Genomic DNA, 8,546 nt, shown 5'->3' on the forward strand with positions numbered 1-8,546 from the left:
ACGCCTGCGGATTGGCGTCGAACAGCGCGCGACCGGCGCGCGCGAGCACAACGGGATCGCGCGACTGCGTAGCCGCTTTTGCGATGTCGTTCAGCGACTGGCCCGGCTGGACCGTCACGGTAAGCGGCACTGCGCCCCCGGCAGCGGACGCCGGCAGTTCGCCGGTGCCGGCCGCCCAGGCCGATGCGGTTGCGCCGAGCGCCAGGATCGCCAGCGCGCCACGCACGGCGCGCGACAGACGGGACAGACGCGGAAACAAGGAAATTCGGGACATCGTTGGCTCTATCGCCGCGCGCGGGCGCGGCTCGGATTCGCGGTTGAAAGCGTCAATAAAGTTGCCGCAGAAATGCAAAAGCGTCGCGTGGAACGCGACGCTTTCGGCGGGTCTGTGCGTCGTAACCGCGTAGTTTACTTCACGCGATCAGGTTCGGGCCGAATTCATCGCCGGCAGGTGCAACCGGTCGCGGTCGGGCGTCGACGCGCCCGGCGACCGGGCCGCACCGATGCCCGGGTACGCATGCTGCGGCACGCGCGCCCGATCGATCGAAAGCACGCCGCGCGCCATTGAAAAACCGCCCGACCGCATCGAACCCCAACGAATGCCGCAGCCTTTGCTCGCTCTCCGGGCGGCTTACACAACCCGGGCTCGATGCCGCGCCACGACCGGGTAATCGGGTACGGTTGCTCAACAATTCGCACGACCTGCCGTTAATGGATTAACAGCCGTCAATCAAAATAAATCCCGGCAACCATCAACTTCATTCAAATAAATTTCAATTGATCGATAAGAGGCCAATTCCCATCTCTTATCGTCGAATTGAGAATCAGTGCCGCCAAACCCAAGCCCAACAAGGCTCCCCGTCTTTACCCCCATCTCATTACTCATACGAAATCGATCATTTCAGCGGCAATTCAATTACATTACACAAAATTACACAGATCGAATAATTGCCGTCGCTACGATCGTCTTCAAACAAGAATCGGCGCAATTCGCCCCTCGCGCCCGCCTCTGCCGGAAAGGCGGCACGCGGTCGGCCGGGCTGACGCCGCGAGGTGCCAGGGAGGCATCGCGCAGTCGCACGACTGCATTTACTCATCAGCTCGTTACGGGGATCGAACATGGGCTATCAACAGGGTTTGAGCGGGTTGGCCGGCGCGGCGAACCATCTCGACGTGATCGGCAACAACATCGCGAACGCCAACACGGTTGGCTTCAAACAGGGGCGCGCGAACTTCGCCGACATGTACGCGAATTCGGTCGCGACGTCGACCAACACGCAGATCGGCATCGGCACGCGGCTCACGTCGGTGCAGCAACAATTCGGCCAGGGGACCATCAACACGACGAAGTCGTCGCTCGACATCGCGATCAACGGCAACGGCTTCTTCCAGATGTCGAACAACGGCGTGACGACGTACTCGCGTGACGGCGTATTCCACCGCGACAAGAGCGGCGCCATCGTCGACGCGCAAAACCGCAACCTGATGGGCTATGCGGCAGGCCCGGGCGGCGCGATCAACACCGCGGCGACCGTGCCGCTGCAGGCACCGACCAACAACCTCGCACCGCTGGCGACGACAAAGATCACCGGCCAGTTCAACCTGAACTCGCAGGACAAGGTGCCGGCCAAGACGCCGTTCAACGCGGGCGACAACACCACGTACAACTACAATTCGTCGATTCAGGTGTACGACACGCTCGGCGGCGCGCAACAGGTGTCGATGTATTTCACGAAGAACACGGCCGGCACCTGGCAGGCCTATGCCGGCGTGCAGGGCCAGACGCCGACGAATCTCGGTACCGTCACGTTCGACGCATCGGGCCGGATCAGCTCGACGACGTCGGCCGCCACCGGCCAGCCGACAGCGAGCCTCGGCCAGTTCGCGTTCTCGATCCCCAACGCATCGGGCGCCGCCAATCCGCAGAACCTGACGCTCGACCTGGGCGCCACGACGCAGTTCGGCGGGAAAAGCGGCGTGAACAATCTCGCGCAGGACGGCTTCGCGAGCGGCACGCTGACGACGTTCTCGATCGGCGCCGACGGCAAGCTCACCGGCAATTACTCGAACGGCCAGAGCGCGGTGCTCGGCCTGATCGCGCTCGCGAACTTCAACAACCCGAACGGGCTCGAGAACATCGGCGGCAATCAGTATGTGGAAACCGCCGCGTCGGGCGTGCCGCAGATCTCCGCGCCGGGCAGCACGAACCACGGCACGCTGCAGGGGAGCGCGCTGGAAAACTCGAACGTCGACCTGACGACCGAGCTCGTGAACCTGATCAAGGCGCAGCGCGACTACCAGGCCAATGCGCAGACGATCAAGACCCAGCAGACCGTCGACCAGACGCTCCTGAACATGCGCTGACCCGCGCATGAAAAACGCGCCGCGCCAGCCTTGACAGGTTCAAGGCCGACGCGGCGCGCAATCTTGTGCAATGCGGCCCGCGTGTCGCGGGCCGGACATGCAGGCTTACTTGTCGAGCAGGATGCGCAGCATGCGGCGCAGCGGCTCGGCGGCGCCCCACAGCAGCTGGTCGCCGACCGTGAACGCCGACAGGTACTCGCCACCCATCGCGAGCTTGCGCAGGCGGCCGACCGGCACCGTCAGCGTGCCCGTGACGTTCGCCGGCGACAGGTCGCGCATCGACGCTTCACGCTCGTTCGGCACGACCTTCACCCAGTCGTTCGCCGATGCGAGGATGCCGTTGATCTCGTCGAGCGGCACGTCCTTGTTCAGCTTGATCGTCAGCGCCTGCGAGTGGCAGCGCATTGCGCCGATCCGCACGCACAGGCCGTCGACCGGGATCGAACCCGGCTCGCCCATGCCCGGCTTGCCGAGGATCTTGTTGGTTTCCGCGCCGCCCTTCCACTCTTCCTTCGACATCCCGTTGCCGAGATCCTTGTCGATCCACGGGATCAGCGAGCCGGCGAGCGGCACGCCGAAGTTGCTCGTCGGCATCGCATCGCTGTTCATCGCGGCCAGCACGCGGCGGTCGATGTCGAGGATCGCGGAAGCCGGATCGGCGAGTTGCTCCTTCACTGCGCCGTTCAGCGTGCCCATCTGCGACAGCAGCTCGCGCATGTTCTGCGCGCCCGCGCCCGATGCGGCCTGGTAGGTCATCGCCGTCATCCAGTCGACGAGGTTCTCGCGGAACAGGCCGCCGAGCGCCATCAGCATCAGGCTGACCGTACAGTTGCCGCCGATGAAGTTCTTCTGGCCCTTGACGAGCGCGTCCTTGATCACGTCGAGGTTGACCGGATCGAGGATGATGACTGCGTCATCCTTCATTCGCAGCGACGATGCCGCATCGATCCAGTAGCCGTTCCAGCCGGCTGCGCGCAGCTTCGGGAACACGTCGTTCGTGTAGTCGCCGCCCTGGCACGTGATGATCACGTCGCACTTCTTCAGCTCGTCGACGTTGGTCGCGTCCTTGAGCGTAGTCTCGTTTTTCGCGAACGACGGCGCTTTGCCGCCCGTGTTGCTGGTGCTGAAAAACACCGGTTCGATCAGGTCGAAATCGCCCTCTTCCTGCATGCGCTGCATCAGGACGCTGCCGACCATGCCGCGCCAACCTACGAGACCTACGTTCATGACTAACCCTTTGATGGAGCTTCCCCGCCATTTCCGTCCCCGGTGTGACCGCGCGGGGAAATAGGCGGGCACGACGGACGATCAGCGTTTAATGATCGTTTTCGTGGTAATGGTTTTCGTGATGACGATGGCGCGCGCACCCGCACGGGCAATGTTGCCGTGGAGTTTCAAGACCGGGGAGATCAGGGAAAAATGCGCCATCGTTCGAGTCTACACAAAGCCGGTGGCCCGCACAACGGCCAACCGCTCGCGAACCGGCCGATTTCGCGGCCCGTTCGCACCCTTTCTACATGATTGCGTTACAGCGCCGCGACCACCGCGTCGCCCATCGCCGTCGTGCCGACCTGCTTGCCGCCCGGCGTTGCGATATCGCCCGTGCGGTAGCCCTGTTCGAGCACCGTTTTCACCGCGCGCTCGATGCGATCGGCCTGCTCCGCGCGATTCAGCGAATAGCGCAGCATCATCGCGGCCGACAGGATCGTCGCGAGCGGGTTCGCGATGCCCTTGCCCGCGATGTCCGGCGCCGAACCGTGCGACGGTTCGTACAGACCCTTGTTGTTCTTGTCGAGCGACGCCGACGGCAGCATGCCGATCGAGCCCGTCAGCATCGACGCTTCATCCGACAGGATGTCGCCGAACATGTTGCCGGTGACGATCACGTCGAACTGCTTCGGCGCCTTCGCGAGCTGCATCGCCGCGTTGTCGACATACATGTGCGACAGCTCGACGTCCGCGTATTCCTTCGACACGTCGATCATGATGTCGCGCCAGAACTGCGACGTTTCGAGCACGTTCGCCTTGTCGACCGACAGCAGCTTCTTCGCGCGCTTGCGGGCTGCCTGGAACGCGACGTGCGCGATGCGGCGCACTTCCGGTTCCGAATAGCGCATCGTGTCGAAGCCTTCGCGCTCGCCGGCGAACTGGCCGTCCGGTGCAGCGCGCACGCCGCGCGGCTGGCCGAAGTAGATGTCGCCGTTCAGTTCGCGCACGATCAGGATGTCGAGGCCCGCGACCAGCTCAGGCTTCAGCGGCGATGCATCGACGAGCTGCGGATAGCAGATCGCCGGGCGGAAGTTCGCGAACAGCTCGAGATGCTTGCGCAGCCCGAGGATCGCCTGCTCGGGGCGCAGCGCGCGCTCGAGCGAGTCGTACTTCCAGTCGCCCACGGCGCCGAACAGGATCGCGTCGGCGTCCTTCGCGAGCTTCAGCGTCGCGTCGGGCAGCGGATGGCCGCTTGCCTCGTAGCCCGCGCCGCCGACCGGCGCCTGTTCGAGTTCGAACTTCTCGTCGAGTGCGTTCAGCACCTTCACCGCTTCATTGACGATTTCCGGACCGATGCCGTCGCCGGGCAGCACTGCAATCTTCATGCGAAATTCCTGACTGGGTAGGTTTTTATGGAGGCAGGCCGGCGAACGCGCCGCCGGCGCGCCCGCCCGAAAGGTGCTGTCAGCCGACCAGCTTGGTGTTGAGCCACGGCTGCTTCACGAGGCGCTCGGCCTCGAACTGGCGGATCTTGTCCGCGTGGCGCAGCGTGAGGCCGATGTCGTCGAAGCCGTTCAGCAGGCAGTACTTGCGGAACGCGGTGATCTCGAACGGATACTCGCGGCCGTCGCCCGTACGCACGACCTGCGCGTCGAGGTCGACCGTCACTTCGAAGCCGTTGAACGCGACCGTCTCGTTGAACAGGTGATCGACCTGCTGCTCGGTCAGCACGATCGGCAGCAGCCCGTTCTTGTAGCAGTTGTTGAAGAAAATATCAGCGAAGCTCGGCGCGATGATCGCGCGGAAGCCGTACTGCTGCAGCGCCCACGGCGCGTGCTCGCGCGAGCTGCCGCAGCCGAAGTTCTTGCGCGCGAGCAGCACCGATGCGCCCTGGTAGCGCGGCTGGTTCAGCACGAAGTCGGGATTCAGCGGACGCTTCGAGTTGTCCTGCCCCGGTTCGCCGTGGTCGAGATAACGCCACTCGTCGAACGCATTCGGGCCGAACCCCGTGCGCTTGATCGATTTCAGGAACTGCTTCGGAATGATCGCGTCGGTGTCGACGTTTTCGCGATCGAGCGGCGCCACGACGCCGGTATGCACTGTGAATTTTTCCATGATCCGTCTATCCGGTTGAAGGGCCGGCGTTCAGCCGGCGCACATCGACAAATTCTCGGTGGGGGACGTCACTCCGCGGCGCGCTTCAGCGCGCTGCCGGCGGCGTTGACGTCCTGCCCGAAGCCCTGGACGGTATTGCAGCCCGCGAGGCCGAAGCCCAGCCCTGCGAGCGCCAGCGCGGCAACCAGCCGCGCCACGAGTTTCGATGCCGTCACGCGTTACCCCAGCTGGCGAATGTCGACGAAATGGCCTTCGATCGCCGCGGCTGCCGCCATCGCGGGGCTGACGAGATGCGTGCGACCGCCCGCGCCCTGCCGGCCTTCGAAGTTGCGGTTCGACGTCGATGCGCAGCGCTCGCCCGGATCCAGACGATCGGCGTTCATCGCGAGGCACATCGAGCACCCCGGCTCGCGCCATTCGAAGCCAGCGTCCGTGAACACCTTGTCGAGCCCTTCGCGCTCTGCCTGCGCCTTCACGAGACCCGAGCCCGGCACGACCATCGCGAGCCGCACGTTCGACGCGACGCGACGGTTCAGCTTCTTCACGACATACGCGGCTGCGCGGATGTCCTCGATGCGCGCGTTCGTGCACGAACCGATGAAGATCTTGTCGACCTTGATCGATTCGATCGGCGTGTTCGGCTCGAGCGCCATATAGGCCAGTGCACGCTCCATCGCGTCGCGCTTGACCGGATCCTTCTCGCGCTCGGGATCGGGTACGCGACCGTCGATCGACGTGACCATTTCCGGCGACGTACCCCACGTGACCTGCGGGACGATCTCGGCTGCGTTCAGCTCGACCACGCGATCGAACTGCGCGCCTTCGTCCGACTTGAACTGGCGCCAGTATTCGACAGCCTGGTTCCATTCCGCGCCGGTCGGCACGAACGGACGGCCCTTCAGGTAATCGATCGTCGTGTCGTCCACCGCGACCATGCCCGCGCGCGCGCCGGCTTCGATCGCCATGTTGCAGACGGTCATGCGGCCTTCCATCGTCAGCGCGCGGATCGTCGAGCCGCCGAATTCGATCGCGTAGCCCGTGCCGCCGGCCGTGCCGATCTTGCCGATGATCGCGAGCACGATGTCCTTCGCGGTACAGCCGCGCGGCAGCGTGCCCTCGACCTTCACGAGCATGTTCTTGCTCTTCTTCTGCAGCAGGGTTTGCGTGGCGAGCACGTGCTCGACTTCCGACGTGCCGATGCCGTGCGCGAGTGCGCCGAACGCGCCGTGCGTCGACGTATGCGAATCGCCGCACACGATCGTCATGCCCGGCAGCGTCGCGCCCTGCTCCGGCCCGATGATGTGGACGATGCCCTGGCGCACGTCGTTCATCTTGAACTGCGTGATGCCGAACGCATCGCAGTTCGCGTCGAGCGTGTCGACCTGCAGCTTCGAGACGGGATCGGCGATGCCGTGGCTGCGATCGGTGGTCGGCACGTTGTGGTCCGACACGGCCAGGTTCGCGCTGATGCGCCACACCGGACGCTGCGCCATCTTCAGCCCTTCGAACGCCTGCGGGCTCGTGACTTCATGCAGCAGCTGACGGTCGATATAGAGCAGCGTCGTGCCGTCTTCCTCGGCGTGGACCACGTGGGTGTTCCACAGTTTGTCGTAGAGAGTCTGTGCCATGGGTATGCGGGGTCGTTGTGACTACAAGCCTTACGGATGCGGTCGATTATGCCACGCAGAACGCACCGCGACGCAGGCCGGATGCGAAAAAACCCATTAAAAACAGTGGTTTGGCTGGTAGTGCCAATACCTGTATCGGCATTACCAGCCAAACCGGGCACGCGGAATCCGGCGCAGCGCGATCGCGAATCGCAAATCGCGCCATCCGGATCGCGCGCGCCGACGCCTCGCGGCGTCAGCCGTTCGGGTACTCGCGAGCGATCAGGTCGAGCCGCAGCATGCCGAGCTGCACGCCCGCGTTGCTCAGCAGGTAGAGATCGCGCCGCCGCAAGGCCGGCATCTGCGCCGACGTGTCGTAGAGCGACGGCAGCGTCAGGCCGGCCGGCACGGCGGCCTGCATCCCCGCCGCAGTCGATACGCGCACGGCGATCGACGCCTGATCCGAATGCGTGACGACGCCGACCTTCCCCAACGCCGCGGCCGAGCCGGCCTGCTTGACGATCGCGGCGGCCACGCCGTCGGGCGTCGGGATCGGGCTGCCGGCAGCCAGGGCCGGGGTCGCGATCGACGTCACGCCGGCGGTCAGCCCGTACTTCGATGCGAGCACGCTCGCGACTTCCTGCTGCGCATAGATCGGCACGGAGACCTTCTGTCGAAGCTGGAACACGGCGTCGGCAATCGCCTCGTTCACGGGGCCCGGCACGGGCGTGGTGCCGGATGTTGCCGCGCGGCTGCCGAAGCCGAACGCGGCAATCGTGTTGATGGCGGCTGTGTCGACGGTCGGCGGCGTCCACGAGAAAAACGTGTCGAACAGGTAGCCGGTTTCGTCGGTGGCGGTCGCGCGGTCGTTCAGTTCGTTCGTCAGCTTGCCGAGCATCTGGCGCTGCAATTCCGCATCGGAAACGGGGGCGTCGCTCGCGAAAGCCGGGGCAACGGCCGCACACGAGGCGGCGAGCAGCGAAGTGGAAGCCAGGAAATGGCGGCGGGTCGTCATGGTCATGAGAGTCGGGTGGAGAGCGAAAGGCGTCAGCCCTTCGGGAACGCCTGCATCGTCGCGGTCACCGCGCGGCCAAGCATCTGCGCATACATGTCGTGGACGAGATAGAGGCTGCGGTTGCGCGTCCACGGCTGGCCCGATTGCGGGTCGTACATCGTCGGGAGCGACACCTCGGCCACTGCGGCGGCCTTCATGCCCGCCTGCTGCGAGGTCTGGATGCAGCGCTTCGCATG

At 64.8% G+C, this 8,546-nt stretch carries 7 protein-coding genes and 2 pseudogenes; 1 reads left to right on the forward strand and 8 read right to left on the reverse strand.

Annotation, left to right across the window (positions count from 1 at the left end):
- A pseudogene (locus tag JYJ84_RS21565) lies at positions 1–274 on the reverse strand (pilus assembly protein FimV); the annotation flags it as partial.
- Between the two features lie 845 nt (positions 275–1,119).
- Here JYJ84_RS21565 and flgE point away from each other — a divergent pair.
- Positions 1,120–2,364 carry a flagellar hook protein FlgE gene (gene flgE / locus JYJ84_RS21570; RefSeq protein WP_122949226.1) on the forward strand — a complete coding sequence of 415 codons (1,245 nt, stop codon included), beginning with the start codon at positions 1,120–1,122 and terminating at the stop codon, positions 2,362–2,364.
- Between the two features lie 105 nt (positions 2,365–2,469).
- On the opposite strand, the gene asd is transcribed toward flgE, so the two are convergent.
- The 7 genes and pseudogenes from asd to JYJ84_RS21605 form a co-directional block, all read right to left on the reverse strand.
- Positions 2,470–3,591, reverse strand: coding sequence for an aspartate-semialdehyde dehydrogenase (asd, locus tag JYJ84_RS21575; RefSeq protein WP_122949225.1), 1,122 nt, complete (start codon positions 3,589–3,591; stop codon positions 2,470–2,472).
- Between the two features lie 299 nt (positions 3,592–3,890).
- Entirely contained in the window at positions 3,891–4,958 is a 1,068-nt protein-coding gene (gene leuB / locus JYJ84_RS21580; RefSeq protein WP_175222904.1) for a 3-isopropylmalate dehydrogenase, read from the reverse strand.
- Between the two features lie 79 nt (positions 4,959–5,037).
- Positions 5,038–5,688 carry a 3-isopropylmalate dehydratase small subunit gene (leuD, locus tag JYJ84_RS21585; protein WP_011355726.1) on the reverse strand — a complete coding sequence of 217 codons (651 nt, stop codon included), beginning with the start codon at positions 5,686–5,688 and terminating at the stop codon, positions 5,038–5,040.
- A 68-nt stretch (positions 5,689–5,756) separates the two neighbouring features.
- A complete protein-coding gene (locus JYJ84_RS21590; RefSeq protein ID WP_043177617.1) occupies positions 5,757–5,903 on the reverse strand; it encodes an entericidin A/B family lipoprotein in 147 nt (48 codons plus the stop codon).
- Positions 5,904–5,906: 3 nt separating this feature from the next.
- Positions 5,907–7,316: a 3-isopropylmalate dehydratase large subunit gene (gene leuC, locus JYJ84_RS21595; protein ID WP_122949223.1), complete on the reverse strand. Its 1,410-nt coding sequence runs from the start codon at positions 7,314–7,316 to the stop codon at positions 5,907–5,909.
- A gap of 235 nt (positions 7,317–7,551) precedes the next feature.
- The gene (locus tag JYJ84_RS21600) at positions 7,552–8,310 is read right to left on the reverse strand and encodes a Tat pathway signal protein (protein WP_175222924.1); all 759 of its coding nucleotides are present in this window, start codon (positions 8,308–8,310) and stop codon (positions 7,552–7,554) included.
- A gap of 32 nt (positions 8,311–8,342) precedes the next feature.
- Positions 8,343–8,546: pseudogene (locus JYJ84_RS21605) on the reverse strand (hypothetical protein); the annotation flags it as partial.

This window comes from Burkholderia sp. LMG 13014 (assembly GCF_905232215.1).
Classification (GTDB): Bacteria; Pseudomonadota; Gammaproteobacteria; order Burkholderiales; family Burkholderiaceae; genus Burkholderia.

Coding starts and splice junctions, on each gene's coding strand:
- flgE (WP_122949226.1), top strand. CDS start 1,120: ATGGGCTATCAACAGGGTTTGAGCGGGTTGGCCGGCGCGGCGAACCAT.
- asd (WP_122949225.1), bottom strand. CDS start 3,591: ATGAACGTAGGTCTCGTAGGTTGGCGCGGCATGGTCGGCAGCGTCCTG.
- leuB (WP_175222904.1), bottom strand. CDS start 4,958: ATGAAGATTGCAGTGCTGCCCGGCGACGGCATCGGTCCGGAAATCGTC.
- leuD (WP_011355726.1), bottom strand. CDS start 5,688: ATGGAAAAATTCACAGTGCATACCGGCGTCGTGGCGCCGCTCGATCGC.
- leuC (WP_122949223.1), bottom strand. CDS start 7,316: ATGGCACAGACTCTCTACGACAAACTGTGGAACACCCACGTGGTCCAC.
- JYJ84_RS21600 (WP_175222924.1), bottom strand. CDS start 8,310: ATGACGACCCGCCGCCATTTCCTGGCTTCCACTTCGCTGCTCGCCGCC.